Source organism: Endozoicomonas sp. 2B-B (assembly GCF_053470045.1).
This window is the reverse complement of record NZ_JBLZMU010000001.1, coordinates 3,394,473-3,413,390: the sequence shown is the minus strand read 5'-3', so window position 1 is coordinate 3,413,390 and position 18,918 is coordinate 3,394,473. Positions and strand designations below refer to the sequence as shown.

The window sequence follows — 18,918 nt, the reverse complement described above, 5'->3', positions numbered from 1 at the left end:
TTTCAGGGTTTTATGGTAAAATAGCGACCATGAAATCGACCGCCGACACTCTGATTTTTCAGCCGAAATCCGCACTGGATTTGCCCTTTCATCAGGCTGAGACTAACCCTGAAATGGTCGCCTTGTTTGAGGCGATCCATTCGCAGGAAAGTGTCATTCTTGAAAAAGAAAATGCCCTTCTTGAAAAAGAAAATGCCCTTCTTGAAAAAGAAAATGCCCTTCTTGAAAAAGACGACATTATTCAAAAGAAGTCAGAGGTCATCGATTCTCAAAAAAAACGCATTGCGCAACTGGAAGAGTACCTGAGGCTCTCCCGATCCCGCCTGTACGGAAGAAGCACTGAAAAAAACAACAGCCAGGTCGACATTTTCAACGAGGTGGAGCTGGAAGGCTGCACCGGAGAGCAAGACGAAGCTGAAGGTCAGCCAGAGCAAGAGCCTCCAAAACCACGCAAAAAGAAAACAGGGCGCAAGTCATTTTCAGAGTCTCTGCCCAGAGTGCAGGAACGCTCTGAACTCAGTGAAGAAGAAAAAGCCGGAGCCATTGATACCTTCTTTGTCAAAGTCCGTGAAGAGCTTGATATCGTTCCGACCAAGGTTCAGGTGAAAGAAATTCTGCAAGAGAAAGCAGTCTTTCCAGAAGTCGATGAGCATGGACAGGAGAAGCGGGTCATTAAAGTTGCAGAGCTGCCAAAACACCCACTGCCCAAATCTTCACTCTCTGTTTGCACACTGGCCTGGATCATTGTCTCCAAGTACTGCGACGCACTGCCTTTGTACAGGCAAGAGAATATCCTCAAGCGATACGGTGGCTCTGTCACCCGGACGACGATGGCCAACTCTTTGATTCGGCTGTCTACAGAACTGCGGCCACTCATCAATTTGATGAGAGATCATCAAAAGACCGGTTCGGTGATCCATGCTGACGAAACCCGAATTCAGGTGATCAAGGAAACCAGCAAGTCCATCAACTCTGACAAATATATGTGGGTCAGCCTTGGTGGGCCACCCGGACAAACATCGGTGGTGTTTGAATACGATCCCTCAAGAGGCAAGGAGGTTCCCCTGCGTCTGTTCGAAGGGTTCAGCGGTTACCTGCAAACTGACGGGTATGCCAGTTACGACGCTGTATGCAAACAAGAAGGCATCACCCAGGCGGGTTGCTTCGACCACGTTCGCAGGAAATTTCTGGATGCCAGGAAGGGCGAAGCCAAACCGGGCAAAAAGGTGAAAAACACCCGCGTTAGCAAGGCGAATGTCGCTTTAGGCAAAATCGGTAAGCTTTACGCCATTGAGAAAGAAATAGGAGATCTTCCTCCATCAGAAAAAGCCATCCTGCGTCAGCAAAAGAGTAAGCCACTACTGGACGACTTTCATGTATGGCTGGAGAAAAACATAACCAGGCTAGACCCGGGCAGCCTGTCGCACCAAGCCATGAGCTATGCATTGAACCAATGGCCAAAACTGGTCGTTTACTGTGACAACGGCCACCTGGATATCAGTAATGCCGCAGCGGAAAACACCATCCGCCCCTTCGCTATTGGCCGCAAGAACTGGATGTTTGCAGACACGCCAAAAGGGGCGCAAGCCAGTGCCCTTTTATACAGCCTGATTGAAAGCGCAAAGGTGAATGGTCTGGAGCCTTTCAATTACCTGAACCATATTTTAAAAGAGCTGCCTTACGCCGATACCGTTGAGAAACTGGAACAGCTTCTCCCCTGGAATGTTAAGACAGGCAAAGAATAAGAAATCTTGGGGGCGGCAGCCAGTACGCTGGTTTATTTGGCGCTTACTCTCGACCTACCAATCGCTTCAGTCGCTTGAGCTGTTTTTTTGGGGGGTACCATACTGATGAACACGGGTAATTGAACCATCAACCAAGAGGTACTCCATATCACAATCTTTATTCAGTACTTCAAGGATTCCATTCCATATACCTTCCGAGCACCAGCAACTGAAACGATTGTATATACAGCCTTCATGAACCGGACACGGTCTGTATCAACAAATGCAAAGCACTCAGACGCTATGAGTTTGGTAGCAAAGTCAGCATTGCGGTAACTTACCGTAATAACTTTGTCGTTTGCTATCAAGCGTTGAATGATAACCCTTATGATTGTCATACACTGGTAGAAACACTTAACAGCTATCACTTAAGTAAGTTATACAAATATATTGATAAACCAACGACATCCGACGTCATTATACCCGGCCTATTCCACCGTTCCCACTAGTTGGAGACATCAGAGGAATCTACGCGTAAAAAGTTCGCATCAACTGAGTCATCCTAAGCATTATTTATTCTAAAAAAATCCAATTATTTTCTAGCAAAAGCTGACATCTTTTCTATCCTTCGTCCATAGGATGGGTTTTCTATGAGATGCTTTCAATCTTGCTGTCACATAGAGCCTTGTAAGGCCCCCAACCTCTGCCACTACCAGTAGTGGCTTTTTTATGCCTTGACTTTATGGATTGTGATGAATTTCTAGCACTCTTAGTTCCTGTACAAATGTATTCATGTCACCCGAAAATTTTCTGTGCCGTCTTATGATCAAACAGATACTGGAACAACGCCATTTGCCGAACACAGAATCTGCTACTTGGTTGCTATGTGTGATTGCCGTCCATAAATCAGGTGACTTTGTCTATATCAAACAGAACAACAGTCCGGCATTGTCAATATTTCAGATGGAGGCTACGATATTCAACAATAATTTGTAAGTAAGTCTTCAGAAAAGGATTCCCTCAGAGCGAGATTCCCTGTCCGGAAAAGCGGCTAATTTTCGATACAGGTTTTGCAGCAGCTATGGGGAGAATATTCTTTCTTAGGTTCACCGAACCTCTTCTCATTAATAAGGACATTAAAGCTCTCGCTCGATGCCCCTGGAATTATTGGAATACCTCACTTTGCAGGGCGACTGCTGATACGTACACCAATACTTGGAGGAAATACTTTGAAGCTACCTGAGAATTTCGACATTACCAGCATCGTTACACTACTTGGTTTCATCAGTTCGTTAATGATCTGGGGCATAAAACTGGAGCGGCAGGTGGGCGATAATAGCGCCAGCGTAGACGCCTTTGAAAAAGTTCAGGAGGTTCGGTGGAATCAGGCCGAGCGATCTTTGGAAACGCTTCGCCGTGACATCATTGTTATTGAGGAACAATTACGAAACAGTCAATCAAATTATCATTAGTTTATCGATTTCTTTACAAAATCACTTTCTGATCACCACTATTCCAAAATCTTATCTTCCAGTACGTTCGCTGACATAGGCGTTACAATCTGAGTTACCGGGATCAAAAAGGGATATTAGTAAAGTACCTCACTCGGTTTAGAGCTTAATCAACGGTTCGCAAGAAACACCTTTTCCAATATGTCATTTGCTTTGGCTGTCCAGGTATAGGGCTTTTAAAAAAACTGAGTAATGCAAATAAGGTAGTTGTTCCATGACGTTTATAATCGTGTGTCATTGTGAGTGCTCGCCCCTTTTTAAAAGGCAAATCAGGCTGGGGTCATGGCAAAAACGAAACCGTCAATGATTGGGAATACTTGTATTCTCTGGCAGCCTGATCGCGTCTGGAGAATGAGTCTATCAGAATATTTGCAACCGAACTGGAAAATACAATGTTTAGTAATAAAGAAGAGGAAGGCCGACAATGTCGTACCATGATCAGAGCTGCACTGGAAAAATACCATCTGCCAGTCAGTGAGTCAGCTATTCAACTTCTCTGCATGATAGCTGCACATGAATCAGGAGGGTTTCATTACAACAAGCAGGTTCACGGGCCTGCCCTATCAATATTCCAGATAGAGCCACGTACCTATCAGGATGTTGTAGCCTACGGCTGTTCTAGAGGGTATCTAAACAAAGAGGAAAACTTATCAGTAAAGAGACTGCTGTTTGACCCGGCTTTTGCAGCGGCCATAGCAAGAATATTCTTCCTTAGATTCACTGAGCCAATACCAGACAAGAGTGATATAGCCGCATTAGCAAGGTATGCCAAGTTTTACTGGAACTCCAATAAAGGAAAGGCGACTTGTTTAATGTATGAGAATGCGTGGAATATTTACTATGGCCAAGAATAACCAGTTAAACATAAGACATCTTCTGACTATTATTGCACTGGTTGGCTCAGTATTTTTAAGGGGCTTTGAAATCAAGAGGAGGATTACCAAAAACCATAACCCGATTAAATCACTGTGAAATACTATCAATCTGGAAAAGTAAGACCATGATTCATATAAAACAGGATATTAATCAAATCGAAGGCCGTATATCAATGAACATTCAATCAAAGAGATAAATTACACCCAGTTTAAGATAGCTAACAGGCAGGTATTCACTTATCAAAACATTCCAACACTGATCATCAATCATCACCCGATATAAAAGATCCATCCACCGGCATGTGCAAAATCATGTCACAACCTTCTATTGTCCAAATATGGTAAATCAGAAATGAGTACTAACAAATCTGCACGTTTTATTCTGTTTGAAGATTCCGTAACAGATAATTCCATCACATCAATGTGTGGGAATTATCGAATAGGCAGTACCCCGGACAGAAATACACGAGATGGGATAATAACAAACAGTCGGGGGATAAATGGTCGAAAATATCTACCATGGAAGCCACCCAGGAGCTGGAGAGAACATGAGTTTTCTATAATAGCCGAAGACTTTGATGATATGACCAACTTGGGTGATAAAGGGCTAACTATAAGTTGCTGGACTTCATTCCTGAATATTCCCAACAAATGGGGGGTGAGATACATTTTCGCTCTATTCAATCTAGCTAGTAAGACGACATGGGGAGCTCAATGGGTAACTTATGAGCACCATCCCACAAACAACAACATTAGCTTGTATAATAGTTCCGCTGTAGAATTGCTTGGAAGAACGACAGGAAGTAATCCTGCCACCAGCGGCTTTGTCTATACGACTTGGGTTTTTGACTTAGAGAACGCTAAAATAAAGCTCTATTATGATTGCGTAAAACTCATCGACGCTTCTTTCGATTTAGGTTTTGTACCAGTCAATTGCTATTTCAGACCTTCAGCAAAGTACGCTGCCGTTGCTGACATCACAATAGACTTCAAACCACTCACCAGCGAAGAAATCACCGAACGTTATAACGCTTTCCATCTCCCACATAATATCCCCGCAGTCTCTTTTGATTTTGCAGAAAGCAACATTATCAAGAGCAATAATGAAATCGTCTCTGTCATTGATACAGAGTCGGATCTTGTCTCACCTGTCAGTAGCTTTACCCACAGAAATGAAACCAACTACGGCACTCCATTCAACTACCTTGAGTCCGAAGGTACCGCAGACAGCTTTATCAATATTAATTGGAAAGATTACTTCTATAACACCCAGAACTCCTGCATGACACTGTGCGGCTGGGTCAAGTTACCGGATGAATTTGGTAACCCTTCCGACACTGATGGTACAGAAGAACGGGTACTAATCAGCTATGGAGACACTATAAGGCTGTCGGTCAATTCAGCCTATAAAAACAGTTCGGCAGCTAAAGGCAGCCTGACATTCGTAAGCCCCAGGCAAACTGAAAACGGTGTCACTGCCGTAAGAACAGTATCTGAAGGCACCTGTATTGAAGATGACAACTGGCATTTTGTTGCCGGTGTTTATGACAAAGATCTGGATGTCGCGAAGATCTATCTTGATGGTAAGCGGGTCAAAACCACCACCACTGCACTCTCCGGCCAGTCTGTCACCGAGGATTACCAGGTCGGCTGCGTTGGTTCGCTGTCAAAATGCAACAAACAACTGGTGCATGCACGTCCATCAGAAGAGGCTGACCCCGATAATTTCAATGGTTCCCTGGGGCCTGTCAGTTTTTTCCCATCCCTGAAAACCCAGACTGAAATTCAGGAGATGATGAAGGCAAGACCACACAGCCTGACCAACAAAAACCGGTACCTTGCCCTCTATCCATTTAATCAGGTTCGGGAAAATAACGTTATTGACGATTCGGGCAATAACCTTCATGCACGGTTAACCGGTTTCAACCGTAACAGCGAGTATTTCGGTGGACAGCTTTTCTCTTACCTGCGGGGAGATGACAGCCAGACCTGCAGCCTGTCCATTCCGGACAACCTTTCCTTTGGCAGCGATGATGGTAACCTTGAGAACTTTTCATTCAGCTGCTGGTTCCGTATTGCTGCAGACCCTGCCAGCAGACAGGTGATTCTCTCCGGCAGCAATCACTTTATGGAAGTCTGGGTTGAGAACACAGGTTCAAACAGCGGAAAGCTGATTGCCCAGATCAGAGATAATTCCTCATCAGCCAACCCTATCGAGATGGTGAGCACAGAGAAGGTTGATGATAACAACTGGCACCTGCTCTCTGTCCGGGTTGATGCCACCAAAGGCAATATTGGGTTACTGGTTGATGGTGCATCAAATGAGGTGAAAAAGGTTAAGCAGGATCTCTACTTTGGTAAAGTCAGCCAGACCAGCAGAATCACACTGGGTCAATGTGTTGCCCCAACGGCCACCGGGCAGGCCACAAACTTTGCCGGAGATATCGGCTTTGTCAGACTGGAACAGCGGTTTATCAGCAATGATGATCACGCAGCCTATCACACTGAGTATGCTGCGCCTTCAGGCCTGAAGGTTGATTTCTCAAACCTGCAGGTTTCCAATGACCGGCTCAATGGCGAATATTGCACGGTTCCCGGTGCTGTTCTATCAAACGCCAAAGTGAAACCCCATGAAAGAGATGCCCCTGTTCCTTTCCTGGTCAAGACAAATGACAGCAGCCCTCATGTCTACCTCGACTATACCGTCAGCTTTAACGGCAACGGGGCGATAAGAAACCTTTCGCTGTGTGCATGGATTAACTGCCCATCCTCAGGAAGCGATTCTGTTCTGCTGTCCTTCGACAAGAATAAGTACTTCGAGTTGTCCATAGCCTCTGATGGCAAGATCAGCTTCGTGACAACCTCCAGCAACAACACGACCAACGATGCCAAATCAACAGTCACAGTCAACGACGGGAAATGGCATTTCATCACCGTGGTGTTTAATGGCACTGATAAGAATAAATATATTTATATCGATGGTGCGCTGGACAGTAAGGAAGCATCAGGCCACCCCGGCAACTTTGGCCGTGAAGGTCTGCGGTTTGGATATATTGGTGCAGCACCATCTTCTACAACCACCCACGGTGCAACTCCCGATGCCTCCAGACTGGCCCTGAAAAACGGGGTCAAAATCGGCCCTGTCAGAATGTTTATGGATGCACTGGATGAAACAGCCGTCTGCCAGTACATGAATGAAGACACCTGCTCCTTCACCGACCCTCTGGAAAGAACATTCTCCCTACCCTCTTCCTACTCATTCCAGTTCGCCAAACTGGTGGAACACCAGGGAAAACTGATCCTGTTTGGCATGGCGTCGGATAGACGAATTTACTACGCCATATGCCAGCCTCAGGTTGATAAGGACACCCGTGCAGAGGCAGAGCAGGCAAACAAACCGGTCACCGATGCTTCGTTCTGGCCTTCAGAAGTCAGACAGCTGAAATTCCCAACGGAACTGCGACAGGTCGGGTACACCGTTGTTGACGACTATAAGTTTGATACCAGTGGCCTGAACGCCGGTGGGGAAACAGCAACTTATGCCAGGGATCTTTTCAAGAAATCAACAGGTAACCTGTCCGCCCCCAATGTTCCTTTTGATGTATTGTCGGATGGCAACAGTATCATTCTTGCCCGACAGTCAGCATCGGAAAATGATAAATACCCTGGAACCGAAGACAAGATTGTTCCGGAAAGAAATAACACACCGATAGTCAACAGCACGCTACTCGTTGACCGATTTCTGGTGCAGGGCAAATTCCTTATCACCCGCCTGGAATCGCGGCACCAGCGAAGTGGCAACAAGTTCCGTGCCTTCAGCTCGGATGACGTCAAGTCCGTCAAGGATCCCAACGGCAAATACTTTATTGAACCTACACATGAACTGCCGTTTATTAATGATTTGAGCGGGCAGTTCTCCGTCAATGTCACACCAACATCAAACGGCAGTGACTGGCGTTGGACAATTCTGGCCACCGAAAGCAGGCGCAAAGTGCTTCGGTATTTCAGTATTCCCTCAAGGAGTGACGGACTCTTCAACACCGAGGGCAAAACCTACTATACCAGTGCCAACCCTGCCTACCGTGACCGGGTGTTCCAGAACCATCCAGGAACCGACCCTTACGAGAACAAACCACTGATTCCAACCCAGGGTAAACCGGGAACGGCCGGGTATGCTGTGCTGCTGGCTCAGAACTCCTACCTGAAAGTGGATAACCCGTTTTATGAAACCGGGTCATGGTCTTCTGCCAACGGTAAACCCCAGGACTTCAGTATCCTGTTCCGGTTCAAGCCATCAAAAATTCCGGCCATTGGTGATGGCGCGGTCTGGCTTCTGCATTCCAGTGACCATAACCAGCAGTATATCTGGATTGATGACACCAACAATCTGCACGTCAGTGTCTACAACCGGCACCATAAGGTCGGCACCATTATTGGCGATTTGGACTGGCATCAATATGCGGTATGCGTAAAAGACGGCAATTTCAGTATTTATGTTGATGGCACTCTGAAGAGCTCCAACGTATCCGAAACCAGCCTGCCAACAAGACCATCACTGGGGAGCTACACCATTGACAACAACAAGTTCGTTTTTGGTGGCGTGGCAACCGCCGGACTCATTGATGATCTGCAGATCTGGTCCTATGGCCTTAGCGATCATGTGCTGAACTCAGTCACACAGATTGTGCCAAATACCATCGAGCCGGGTCTGAAAGGCTGTTATGCCTTTAATGAAGGTTCAGGCACAGAGGTACTTGACTCATCCCTGGAAGGAAATACTGCAACGCTGGTACCAGGCCAGGGCAGCAGTGCAGTACTCGACGTTAACCTGTTCTGGAAACGATCATCTGCCAAACAATACGAGAGCACCGGTCTGGTGAAAAGGCTGTATCAACTTACGGATGCCGATGGCAACAAATTCACCGATATTCCGGGAGTCTCCATCGAGTACTACCAGGGCGAGCAGTTATTGGCGACCAATAATAATGACCGGAGCAGTATCCTGGCCGACCGCCACCTGTTGATGGTTGTCAAGGTTGAGAAACAGGGCGTTAACGATCTTGCTGCCATAGATTTCTGCCTCGACAAAGACGGAACCCTGGCCAACACCGCCACACGTCTAAATCTGAAAAAAATTGCTGCTCCCAACTCTGTCAGCACCAGCGCAATTGAACATATCAAATATCTTGAGAAGGAGTTAAAAACTCATAAAGATAATTACGATTCTGCTGTCAATCATCTGGCTTTAAACAACTTCCTGGAGAAACTGACAGTTGAGCCTATCCCGGCACCCATTGAGAACCTGTCGAAAAAGTTCGAATATTCCTGTGATATGGGTTACTCATTCTCGGGTTCAAACCCAAGCCTCAAACAGTTAGTAGAGAACAATGCTGCACTGCTCAGCGCCTATGACAAAACTGCGGTTTATGATGGTAATACCCTGAGAAAACCACAGCTTGATGCCAACGAGATCAGTTTCACAAACTCGTATCTCTCTAATTACACCTACAGTGCCATGGATGGCTCTACTGAAAACTTTTTGCCGAACACGGTAGAGCACTTTCCTGATACCGATCTTGGCCACAAGAAGCTGGAAGGTTATAGCAAGTTCCTGTCTGAAATCGGTGAGTTTGGCTGGTCAGACTACCAGACCAGGTTTATAGGCAAGACCGACAATGTCGCGAGCACCTTCCTTTGGCCCAGCATGGTCTATCGCTATTCTGAATCCGGCCAGATCAAAAAGATCACGGTTGATCCCAAGCTGTTCCTGCTTGGTCTAGTGATGGACCTCTACTTCAACTATGCCGAAGCCAACGACCGTCTGGAACGATTCACCAAAACCTACCAGAGCAGTAAAAACCTGCTGATGCCGATTGTTGGCATGAACCCGGGCGGACTGACGGTGAAAGCTTCGCTTTTGGGTATCAGGACCAGCACATCCCCATCACTTATCAGAACCGGTTCAGGAGGTCTGAAACTCTTTTACAAGAATAACTGTCACCGTTTTGAATGCCTGTCGTATATGACAGATTCAGAGCGGGCAACATTTGTTCTTCGGGCCAGCCTTAATGACGCTCTGGTGGCCAGTGCACCAACGACGGAGGTTGAATATCAAAACACCCGCATCACCATCTCGGATCACGACAGCGACATCTTGCTATGCAAGGTGGTGATAGCCAATAGCCAACTTGGTCTCAGCGAGACCTGGATCAATGTTCCCAGGGCTGCCCAGAAGTTTGCCACAGTTCTCAATGGCAAGGCGGCCAGGATAGCAGGCAATAGTGATCTGGCACCTGATATTGTCACTTACAACTATGCTTCCGTGACCCTTGAAGCTGGAGGTTCTCTGGATAAAGGAAGTCGGCTAATCCGGGTTTCACCAAAATCCTCCCAGGGCGGAAGTGTCAAAAATGTCATCGAACTGGTGCCGACAAAATCCATTCTCAGTAATCGCTGGAGCGTTGGTAAACTCGACCGGGGGGTTGAATTCGGCGGCAACAATTACCTTGAAGTCGACAGCAAAGCCATCGGGAAGTGGCCGGTTGATCAACATAACGATCTGACTATTGAGGCCTGGTACAAGCCCGCTGTCAGCTCTGACCCTCACACCCTGTTCTGTCTGGATGATGTCAGTACCAATGCCAGAAAGCGGCTTGAGATGTCACTGGTTCCTGCAGACAAGACAGGCAAGTCCCTAAAGGTACGTCTGCAGAGATCAGGCAAGACTTATCTCTCTGAAGACTCATTCACGGCAGGCATAATGAAACATATTGCCTTTGTTTCTCCTTCAACCACAGGCATACGCCTTGCCGACAATGTGCCTGCCATCAAATCGGCGCCCAAGAATAATGCGCTGGGAATCAATGGGTCACAGACAATTGCGATGGATTTTTCGGTTGATACTGTTGATAGCACCAAGTCTCTGCTGGAGTTTCGCGATAACTTCAAGATCTCCATCAAGAACAGTGGAAAAATGGCCTTTGAGTTTACCGACTCAAGTAACACTGATCACGAAGTGATACACAGCACTCCTCTGGAAGCTAACAAGAAGTACAGAGTTGTTGTGGCTGTTAACAAGAGCGCCAATATTAATTACTCCAATATGGGAGATATCTCCGAACTTGTTCCTGGTGGCGCCAGGGTCACCGTGAACAATGAGCAGTATACCGTTAACGATGTCACTACTCCGCCCTCTGACTCGGGCAATAGCGGAAACTCAAAGGTTGTCTGCAAAATCTATCTCTACTCAATGAAGAGAAGTGTTGGCACTAGGCTTGGTACACCCAAGTCGGAAACATTTTACATTGATGGCTTTAACTCCAGCTCAACCAACGAACTGGAATTCGGACGAGATACTGGCATTACCAGAGAGATCGGCCGACTGGTGATCTGGGGAGAAGACAAGGCAGAAAGTACTCACCTTGCCGAGATCAAAACCTCTGAGAACAGCTTGGTGGCCTACTGGAAGTTCGACGAGAAAACAGGTGAACGCGCCTATGACGTGAAAACTCCGAACAAGGGACGCTACTTCAAAATTCGCAGTACATCCTGGAGTTTGAACGACTCTTCCAATCGGCCCAAGCTGTATGTGGATGGTGACGACATAACACTGCTGGACACCGTCGCACCCAACAATGTGTTCTCCAATCGGAAGAACCTGCTGTTAGGTAAAACCAATGTATCGACGAATGCCAAGTATGCACATGGTCATCTTGGTGAATTGCGGGTCTGGAAAAAAGCCAGAACCAGGGTTGATATCATTCAATCGGCTTTCAGCTCATCGCCGGGGGCGCTCAGTGACTTCGCTTTGCTTTATGACTTCAACCTCAGGGAGAAGAAAGCTTATAACCGGGCGGGAACAGGTTTCACCCTGCTTGAGAAAGGCGCAAGCGATGCTTCCAACAAACTGTCGGTGGCACCGATCAGTAATGAGGGAACGCCTTATGTTTCCAATTACTTCCAGGCCCTGCCTTCGCCTTACCATATTCGCACCAGTGCTTCCCAGCCTGTGACCTGTGGTTTCTATAATGCGGTGTATCTCGATGATAACAACAAGGTGGCTGGCTCCCTGCGAAAAGCAGCCTATGCCTCTGTTGAAAATGGAGATATCAAGATCTTCACCGGCGTTCCTGTTGCCGAACTCTATACCGAGTGGCTGAGCCAGGGACAGACAGATCCGCAGATCATTGGATACAGCGAAGGGGCGCCTCCGGTTCCTGGAGAAAACCTGACCTCAACCGGATTGATCGTAGGTGAAGCGGAATCCTATGGCGGTTCGTCTTCAGTCGACATAGCTACCAGTGAGAGCGACCAGTATACATGGAGCCTGTCGCGATCTGACTCCGGTGGTGTTGGCCTATCTGTTGAGGGCGGCTATCAAATGAAGTTTGAGGCGGATGTAGAAGTTGCCCCTCTTGGCTTCGGGGTTGGGTTTACCGGAGGCGAAGGTGAAGGCAGCGTAACAGGAGGAATATCAACTTACTTCGGTGGCGGCTTCAGTGCCCAGAAAGCTCTGAGCAACTCGCTTTCGAAGAGCCAGGAGTTCAAACAGTCACTTGGTGGTAAATGGGAACCGGAAAGAGTCGATGGCCGCTACTGGACTCCACAGCGACGGTTTATTCCCAAGAACTATGGAACGGCGCTTGTGGAATCACTCACTGCCGATATCTACGGGCTGAGAGTCAGGGAAACCAAGGCTCTGGTGGGTATGTTCGTGGTTCCCAATAAAGAGATACCAAGGGATCGGAACATTATTACCTTCCCGATCAACCCTAACTATATCAAGCAGGGAACCCTGGACGGCAAACTTGGTTTTACTACAGCCGACACCAGTTACCAGCTGGTCAAGGACCCGGACTATCTGCAGAGCGGAAGCTATGGTGAGTACAGTTATTACAAACCATCGGAAACCTATGAGCTGGTCAAGGAGGTTGATGACGAGCAATCAGAAATTGAAGCGGAGTATGAAAGCTGGAATTCAGCGAAGCTGAGAACATTCGATTACGCACTGGGATTACCAGAGGCAAAAGAGAGCGCCGTTGTCGGCTATGCCAATGATTCAGAAGGTGATCATAAAGAGTACACCCCGCCGAAATTAGTGCACGCTGTCGACATATACAGCAAGTACATCTGGACAGCGGATGGAGGCATGTACAATGAATCCAGCAGTTATACAGAATGCATCAGTGAATCATATACCGGTAGCTTTGATTTTAAGTTTGGTGTGAAAGCCGACTACAAATTAAAAGCCCTGTTCTCCGGTGTAGGGTTTGGTATTGATGTGGGTGCGACAGCCGATGTCAACCTGACATTATCCCGCACTAAGTCCAAAACAGAGAGCGCCGGGTTCAGTCTGACTGCCGATGTGTCTCCTGACCGGGATCTTCAACTGTATACCGTGAATAATGCCGAGAAAAACAAGTTCGGCGTTAATAAAGTGGGCGATGCTGCCTTCAAGAGTGTCAGAACCCTGGCAAATCCCGGTTACCCTGGAACCAACTACACCATATCAGCCCCCATACTGAGACCGGGAAAAGTTGATGCCTACCGCGGATACACATTCTTTCTGCAACCTCGCGAAGAGTCATTTGAGCGTCTCAGAAACCAGGTCATTGACCCGACCTGGCTACTGCAGAATGGCAGCCCTTCAGCCGTAGCTTTGCGGCAGGTGTTAAAGCCCGGAGTTCAACTGGCAGACAATGAGAAACAAAAACCATGGCGTCTGCTTCACCGGGTCACTTATGTCAGTCGCATCCTGCCTCCCTCATCAGGAGCACCGGGCTCCAAAGGTGTTATGAATAAAATCGGAGACAAATTCACAAGCAATCACCAGCTGCTGGCGCTGTTGGAACCCTATGTCTATGAACCGGATCTGTCTGTCGGCAAGCTTGAGGCCAAGGTCAGAAATGCAGTGAATGAATATCTGCCGGAGTTCAGTGACAACGAAAGCATCAAGTACATTAACCAGCTGTTTCAGGAGTACTTAAGCATTTATTGATAATTTTCAGCTTTCACGAGAGGGTGTGATAGAAATATCACACCTTTCTTAATGACGGCGGGGCATAAATGGTTCGTATCAAGGCTTTCTGGGAACTGCAATGATACGAATCTGTGAGCCTTTCTCAAGCCTACGAACAAAACCTCAATAGCCCATGGCGGAATTTGACAGATTCGACAAACTTATCTATAAATCTTTTCACATTCTGCCGTTTTGCTCTCGCTGCCTTGCGCATTCACTCCTCAAGCTCTCATGTCAGGTTCCTCATGAATACACGACTCTCGCTGTTTATTGCTATATTCTTGTCTCTTTCTATCCCTCCCGCTTTTGCCGACAGTGAATGTTCCGATATTGAAGCTCTTAGTTTGAAAGAGAAAGAGCAAAGGTTTACTGATATGAAAGAGCACTTCATCGGAAGCCTTAAGCCATGGAAACGTCTGGATGATATTAGTAAAGAGACCACCAATTTCTCGCAATTAGATGAAGTCGGGGACCTCACCCTGCAGAGCATCCCTGAAATCATTGAAAAACATTATCCGGAATTGTCCAAAACCGTTCAGGCAGATATCTCTGAGCAGATAGAAGCGCTCGATAGAGTTTCAGACTGTTACCACCTGGGTAAACGAAGCAAAGATTCTATGATGAAACTGCGTTACCGCAAGGTCAAAGAAACCGATAGCCCTTATATTGGTTTCCTGTTGCCAAAGGAGCCTGATCAGCCACTTAAAGCGAAAGTAGCCAGTTCTTCATCTTGCCAGGATAGACACTGCGACTTCACTATAAAGAACGTCGATGATCTGGATAAAGATATCATCCTGCTGGTTTATCGCCCTACCCGACTTAGTACACCAGTGGTTCATACAAAACCCATTGTCGACCCCAAAACCACTACCACAGATCGCCTGCCTGAACGTACTTATCTTTTAGAGCTGAACATGCAAAAGATCGGCGATTATTTCGCTAAACCTGAAATCTACATGCATCTGATTTACTACAATGGCGACCAGCCAATTCGTGAAGATACGATTGAGATCCCCTGGGCAGTACAAAAAGGCGTCAATAAAGGCAAAACGGAGCTAATTATCTGGCTGGATGCAGACTCCGTACAATTGACTTTGATGGAAAATGACTGGGAAATACCCTTCAGACTGATCGGCAAAATCATTAGCAAGGCTTTTTCAGTCGGAATGCAACTGGCCGGTGTCAGTTATCCTGAAATAGGCCAAATCCAGGATGCTCTTGGCACACTTAGTAATCACTCCTCATCGGAGGAAACAGACTTCTATCATGCCCTGGACAGAACAAATGCGGATGACCTTCTGGATACCGTTCGTCTGCAAAGAACCGACGTACAAAGTTATGTCATCATGAAAAAAGGGGTTGTAAAAATGACATTAATGCCTGTCTACACCCCCAAAACAGGATTGAATGACGAACTGTAACCGAATGATTATCACCTAATCCCTGAAAAGCTTTATATCAAGACACACGGTTGCCAGATGAACGATTTCGACTCAGCTCGAATGGCGGACCTGTTCGGAGAAACTGACACTCTGGAGTAAACGGAAAATCCGGAAGAAGTCGATGTTGTGTTGGTTAACACCTGCCTTGTGTGGTAACAGAGTCCAGAAAAATCTGTTCCGTCAGCTGGGTCGCTGGAGGGCACTGAAAGATGCTTTGACAGTAGGATCATTATTCTGACTAATAGAGAGTTAGCTTTGTTTTTGTTTGTTAGTTAGTGGTAGCTCAAACTTAAACGGGTAACTCATTAAGTTAAGGAGTTGTGTCACATCAAGTCACAACTAATAAAGTTTTGAGCTGTTACCTCCTTCAGACAACTCCACTCGTTTCATTTATCCCCTTCCAACTCTGTGAATATTAGCGGCACTCCTTTGCCGCCAGTATTTATCAGGCTCGATTTCTTTCGACTTCGGGCTGTGGTATCAAATCTCCTTCAATAAAAGCGGATGCGACCAGGCGGGCTTTTTTCCTGAGCCTGGACAAGGTGCTGTAAGAAAGTCTGAGAGCTTTTGCCTTCTGGCGATCTGTTCCGCTTGTTCCATACAGAATGGCAGTAACCGTTGTATAATAAACACCCAGACGCCCTATCAAAGCTTTGTTCAGGGCAGATAACTGGCTGTTCATCGCCCCTGACCAGAGAATCCTTGAACCAGGTGTCGTTGAGGGTGCGGGGTTCAAAAGCCTCGACACTGGGCTATCCCCCGTGCCCTCATAAATTTCATAGGTTATTCGCCATCCCGCCCACTCTTCCAGCAAACGGTCCATGGGTTTAAACAACGGATTCATAGCCGCCTCCCTGCCTGGCTATAACTGATTCCAAACATCTTACTCTCCTCCTGACCAGTCTTTCTGGCCGTTCAGATCCCCGGGATGGATTCATGAATTCTGAAACCTGTTTCACTCCGGCATGGTTTGAAAACTGTTATCCCTTGATTTTTCCTGCTGTGGATTGTCACAGGAAAAATTCTCAAACTCCTCTTCAACCAACTCTTCGCTCAGATCCAGAATCTGCTCCATGGCTGAGTGGATTAGCAGTCCGGTATCAATGAGATATTGCCGGAACAGTTCTGCATTGGTTCTAATCACTTCAGGAGATAAGGATTGCCACATCAGCACCTCTGCTTCCTGAAAGTTACTAATGGTTTTGATTCGATCAGTCATCTTGCCATCCATAAATGGATTCTTTGTTCTCATAGGAGCGTCCATTAAGCCTTATTCAGAAAAATGCCTGAGTGCATAAGCAAGCTGCTTCAGGCGTCAATTTAGATATCAAAGCCTGAAAAGATAGATCACCAGGAGTGAGGGGGGTCATGAAAAGAGTAACGTTAGTGTTTCGACGGCAGGTGGAAATCGGAGCTACAAAATATTTTCTGTTAAATCGAGTTGAGCAAGATAGAAGACAGTGTGAGGGTTTGCATAGTGCATAGTGCATGGCGTACCTCCATCAGATAGTTCGGATATGGAGCTAAGTGGGGAGTTCTTTTGAGAAAGGATCAACGAGCTACATTCATATAATAGAATTTAAATTCTAGATTGCAACATCATTTTTTTGAGCCAGACTTAACCCACTCCCGAGGTTTCAACATGAGATTTTGCTAGTATGGTTGCAGACAACAGAGAAGACTTGAGAGACTGGATAGAGCGCGTGAAAGCGTTAATGCCCGGAAAAGGAATCCATACTTATCAGGATTTAGCTTATCACTCAGGAGTATCCTCCGGCTCCCTGAACCAGGCTATGCGTGGCCTACACATGCCTCGCCAGAAGACCATAGAGAAAATCGCCACGGCACTGGATACTACCCCTCAGTACCTGCTATACGGCGATACCATGAGGGTCATTCATAGAATCCCTTTTCTGGATACCGCTGAAAAGCTGTGTCAGTGGTTCTCCGGTAAAAATCTTGAGATGGAGTCCCTGGACTGGATAGATTCTCCCGGCCATCTAACACTTAGCAAAAATGCCTTTGCTATAGGCTATAACCATCACGATCTTGAACCCATGTTCTTGCCCGGAGATATCATTATATTTGAACGGGTTAATGACGGGCCTAATCGCTGGGGGGCAGAAAAAGACACCTTCGTGTTAGCCCTGAGACAATACTCCTTCAATCACAAGAAAAGTACAAATTGGCTTTTTGGTCGCTACGTGCTGACCAATAACGGCCGGTTTCTGGAGCCTTTGGATAAACAGTACAACCCTGTGTTATTGGACGATAACTGCACACCCATTGGCGTAGCAGTTTATCAAATGCGTATGCTGAAAAGCGTGATGGACTGACTTCATAATTAAAAATCAACTTTAAAACTTAGCAATCAATTGAAAAAAAATATAAAAAATAGATATATAAATACATAAAAAGTATAAAAGGGTTGATAATTCGCAAAGATACCGCCGACAATGTTCATTTCCGGAATTCATAACTTCCTGATAGAATTTGGCAGTAGTCGTCCATAATAACGGTGAAAAGTAAAATGATGTCCTGATATTATTTCTAAACAGAGGCACTTCTAATCAATCGTACCTCAATAATCAGGTTAAAAAATAAAAAACAAGGCAGAATATATCCCAGCTTGATTTTTAACATTTATGAAGACCCAGAATATCCAGACAAATAAAGCCTTAACTTCTTAAGGATCAGCCGGAAGTTATGACCTGCTCCGCATAAGATCGCCTTCAGCTTAATGCCCTCCGATCCTTTCAGGAAGCTACGCTGAAGCAAACCATCTGACCTGTTACTGAAAGAGAGTCGGAAATGGGTGCTATCGTTTGACAGATTTCACAAGAAAAAAACGTCACAGCGCTATTCGCTTTGTTACACCCGAGCAGCGTCATATTGGACGTAACAAAGCGATGTAGGAACAGCGAAGACAAGTGTACAAGAAAGCATGTGAAATGAATCCATTACATTAATCAGGTCAAATCCGGAACTGGGAGCCAATAGGCCATATTGCTCAGAATCCAGATCAGGAATCAGAGACGTGGGCTGCAAGAAAATATCTGCCAGAAATCTGGTTATCGGAACAACCACCATGAAAAACACCGACCCTGTGACCATGGTGGTTCAGTCATGACTGTTCAGAGCAGAGAATATTCCTGCAACTCTTATATCAGGCTCTCTACCTGGAGCTATGGGATCCGGGTAGTAACATCAGGCTCGATAAACAGGAGCTTTTGGAGCTGAGATATACTTCACCAGACAGCAGAGATTAGAAATACTTACCAATGACGTCTATTGTTGACATTTATACTCAAGTAGTAATTCAGTAGGTTATTTCTATCATGGCTCAAG

General features: G+C 46.3%; 8 protein-coding genes and 1 pseudogene. 7 read left to right on the top strand and 2 right to left on the bottom strand.

Features of this window, described 5'->3' with window-relative positions:
- Window positions 1–29 precede the first annotated feature (29 nt).
- From tnpC to ACOMHB_RS12965, 6 genes and pseudogenes are all read left to right on the top strand, one after another.
- Window positions 30–1,745: an IS66 family transposase gene (gene tnpC / locus ACOMHB_RS12990; RefSeq protein ID WP_448215655.1), complete on the top strand. Its 1,716-nt coding sequence runs from the start codon at window positions 30–32 to the stop codon at window positions 1,743–1,745.
- Window positions 1,746–1,966: 221 nt separating this feature from the next.
- A pseudogene (locus ACOMHB_RS12985) lies at window positions 1,967–2,140 on the top strand (IS5/IS1182 family transposase); the annotation flags it as partial.
- Window positions 2,141–2,794: 654 nt separating this feature from the next.
- A complete protein-coding gene (locus tag ACOMHB_RS12980) occupies window positions 2,795–3,196 on the top strand; it encodes a hypothetical protein (protein ID WP_448216946.1) in 402 nt (133 codons plus the stop codon).
- Window positions 3,197–3,627: 431 nt separating this feature from the next.
- Window positions 3,628–4,089: a hypothetical protein gene (locus tag ACOMHB_RS12975; protein WP_448216945.1), complete on the top strand. Its 462-nt coding sequence runs from the start codon at window positions 3,628–3,630 to the stop codon at window positions 4,087–4,089.
- An 802-nt stretch (window positions 4,090–4,891) separates the two neighbouring features.
- Window positions 4,892–14,107 (top strand): LamG-like jellyroll fold domain-containing protein, encoded by a 9,216-nt coding sequence (locus ACOMHB_RS12970; RefSeq protein ID WP_448216944.1) that lies wholly within the window; start codon window positions 4,892–4,894, stop codon window positions 14,105–14,107.
- Window positions 14,108–14,373: 266 nt separating this feature from the next.
- Complete coding sequence (locus ACOMHB_RS12965; RefSeq protein ID WP_448216943.1) at window positions 14,374–15,549, top strand: hypothetical protein; 1,176 nt, start codon at window positions 14,374–14,376, stop codon at window positions 15,547–15,549.
- Between the two features lie 466 nt (window positions 15,550–16,015).
- Here the strand turns inward: ACOMHB_RS12965 and ACOMHB_RS12960 are convergent, their stop codons facing one another.
- Together ACOMHB_RS12960 and ACOMHB_RS12955 are read right to left on the bottom strand one after the other, a co-directional pair.
- The gene (locus ACOMHB_RS12960) at window positions 16,016–16,414 is read right to left on the bottom strand and encodes a hypothetical protein (RefSeq protein WP_448216942.1); all 399 of its coding nucleotides are present in this window, start codon (window positions 16,412–16,414) and stop codon (window positions 16,016–16,018) included.
- A gap of 111 nt (window positions 16,415–16,525) precedes the next feature.
- Window positions 16,526–16,822 carry a hypothetical protein gene (locus ACOMHB_RS12955; RefSeq protein ID WP_448216941.1) on the bottom strand — a complete coding sequence of 99 codons (297 nt, stop codon included), beginning with the start codon at window positions 16,820–16,822 and terminating at the stop codon, window positions 16,526–16,528.
- A gap of 406 nt (window positions 16,823–17,228) precedes the next feature.
- Between ACOMHB_RS12955 and ACOMHB_RS12950 the strand changes: the two genes are divergently transcribed.
- Window positions 17,229–17,906, top strand: coding sequence for a helix-turn-helix domain-containing protein (locus tag ACOMHB_RS12950; RefSeq protein ID WP_448216940.1), 678 nt, complete (start codon window positions 17,229–17,231; stop codon window positions 17,904–17,906).
- The last annotated feature ends 1,012 nt before the right edge of the window (window positions 17,907–18,918 follow it).

Coding starts and splice junctions, on each gene's coding strand:
- tnpC (WP_448215655.1), top strand. CDS start 30: ATGAAATCGACCGCCGACACTCTGATTTTTCAGCCGAAATCCGCACTG.
- ACOMHB_RS12975 (WP_448216945.1), top strand. CDS start 3,628: ATGTTTAGTAATAAAGAAGAGGAAGGCCGACAATGTCGTACCATGATC.
- ACOMHB_RS12965 (WP_448216943.1), top strand. CDS start 14,374: ATGAATACACGACTCTCGCTGTTTATTGCTATATTCTTGTCTCTTTCT.
- ACOMHB_RS12960 (WP_448216942.1), bottom strand. CDS start 16,414: ATGAATCCGTTGTTTAAACCCATGGACCGTTTGCTGGAAGAGTGGGCG.
- ACOMHB_RS12955 (WP_448216941.1), bottom strand. CDS start 16,822: ATGAGAACAAAGAATCCATTTATGGATGGCAAGATGACTGATCGAATC.
- ACOMHB_RS12950 (WP_448216940.1), top strand. CDS start 17,229: ATGGTTGCAGACAACAGAGAAGACTTGAGAGACTGGATAGAGCGCGTG.